Annotated in this window: 2 protein-coding genes; one reads left to right on the plus strand and one right to left on the minus strand. The window is 71.8% G+C overall.

Features of this window, described 5'->3' with window-relative positions; all coding sequences use genetic code 11:
- A partial coding sequence (locus tag ACFU99_RS41675) for an IclR family transcriptional regulator (protein WP_384403445.1) occupies nucleotides 1-767 on the minus strand: 767 nt, incomplete at its 3' end.
- A 391-nt stretch (nucleotides 768-1,158) separates the two neighbouring features.
- On the opposite strand from ACFU99_RS41675, the gene ACFU99_RS41680 reads away from it, so the two are divergent.
- Nucleotides 1,159-2,103: aspartate aminotransferase family protein (locus ACFU99_RS41680; protein ID WP_384403448.1), on the plus strand; the 945-nt coding region annotated here is incomplete at its 3' end.

Genomic DNA, 2,103 nt, shown 5'->3' on the forward strand with positions numbered 1-2,103 from the left:
GTGCGCTCCGGTTCCGTCGCCTCCTGGCCCAGGCCCACGCTGATGCGCCGCGCGGCGTCCCTGACCTGCCCGCCCAGCTCCTGGTAACGCCACGCGGGCAGGCCGAGTTTGAGGCCGGTGATGCTGATGGCGCCCGCGCAGACGCCGAGGTGGTCGCGGACGGGGGCGCCGATGCAGATGACCCCCTCGGCGTCCTCCTCGTCGTCGAGCGCGTAGCCGAGCCGGTCGATGTCGCGCAGGTGCGCGAGGAGGGTCGCCGGGTCGGTGATGGTCCGGGCGGTGCGGCGCGGCAGTCCGAACCGCTCGACCACGAGAGCCGCCTCGGCGGGGGAGAGGGCGGAGAGCAGGGCCTTGCCCAGCCCGGTGCAGTGCGGCAGTTCGCGCTGTCCCATGCGCAGGTCGAGGCGGATGCGCTGGTCGGTCTCGACCTGGTCCACCACCACGGCGTGGCCGCCCTCGGGCACCGCGAGGCGCGAGGCCATGCCGGTGACCGAGGTCAGTTCGCGCAGTACGGGGTGGGCGACGGTCCGCAGGGACACCTGGGACCGGGCCCGGTCGCCGAGCCGCGCGAGCCCCATGCCCAGGCGGTAGCGCCGGCTCATGCCCTCGCCGTCGTCGGCGACGAGCCCGTACGCCCGCAGGGTCTGGAGCATGCCGAAGGTCGCGCTCTTGGCGATCTTGCAGGCGCGCGCGACCTCGGTGACGCTCATGCCCCTGCCCGGCTCCGCCGTGGCGAGGGCTTCGAGGATGTCCGCGGCCCTCGCCACGCTCTTGACCCAATATTTCGACGGCTCTGACGGCTCTGACGGCTCTGACGGCTCTGACGGCTCTGACGGCTCTGCTGGTTCGGCCCGGTCTGCCGGCTCCGACGGCTCTGCCGGTTCCGTCTCGGCCGGGCCTTCGCTCTTCGCGCTGTTCGTCATAGCTGAACAGCGTAGTGCCTTCTCGCGGGATTCCGGGGCGAGTTCACGCCGAAAGTCGCACGGAAAAGGGGTTGACCTCCGCGATTTTCGGCCCGTACGATCCTGACTGTTCTGGAGTACAGAACGCTGTTCTGAAGAATTTCCTGCGAAGACTGCCGGCGGATGGCGCCATGGCTCCCGGGGACCGGGCAGGACCCCGAGGGCCGAACGACTATCGACGCAAGGAGCACCGATCATGAGTTCAGGCCAGGACGGCACCACCGCCGAGCGGCTCGCCCGGCGGGCCCGCCAGGTCGTGCCCGGTGGCGTGAACAGCGGCCAGCGCAGCATCCCCGGTCTGACCGACCTCGTCGTCACCGGCACCGGGGGCGCCCGCTTCCGCACCGCCGACGGACGGGAGTTCACGGACTTCCACGCCGCCTTCGGCCCCCCGCTCCTCGGCCACAACGACCCCGACGTGGCCCGCGCCGCCGAGGAGGCCGGCCGGAGCCTCGGCCATATGGGCGTGGGCGTCACCGAAGGCGAGGTGCTCCTCGCCGAACAGCTCGCCGAGCTCATCCCCTCGGTCGACAAGCTGCTGCTCACCTCGACCGGCAGCGAGGCCACCTTCCACGCACTGCGCGTCGCCCGCGCCGCGACCGGGCGGCGGCTGGTCGTCAAGTTCCAGGGCTGCTACCACGGCTGGCACGACGCGGTCAGCCTCAACGTCATCTCGGCGCCCGAGAAGGTCGGCGGCCACGACCCCATCTCCACGGGCATCCTGCCCGAGGTCCTCGCCGCCACCCTCGTCCTGCCCTTCAACGACAGCGAGGCGGTCCGCACGGCCTTCGCCGAGCACGGCCAGGACATCGCCGCCGTCATCGTCGAACCCGTGCCGCACAACGTGGGCGCCCTCTTGCCGTACCAGGAGTTCCTGCGGACCCTGCGCGAGGAGACCACGAAGGCCGGCAGCGTCCTCGTCTTCGACGAAGTGATCACGGGCTTCCGCCACGACCTCGGCGGCTGGCAGCGCATCAGCGGCGTCACCCCCGACCTCACGACCCTCGGCAAGGCCATCGCCAACGGCGCGCCCGTCGCCGCGATCGGCGGCCGGGCCGACCTGATGGACCTGTTCTCCACGACGCCCGGCGCCCCCGCCTTCTTCGCCGGCACCTACAACGGCCACCCCTCGGTCGTGGCC

This window comes from Streptomyces sp. NPDC057654 (genome assembly GCF_042800135.1).
Lineage (GTDB): Bacteria > Actinomycetota > Actinomycetes > Streptomycetales > Streptomycetaceae > Streptomyces.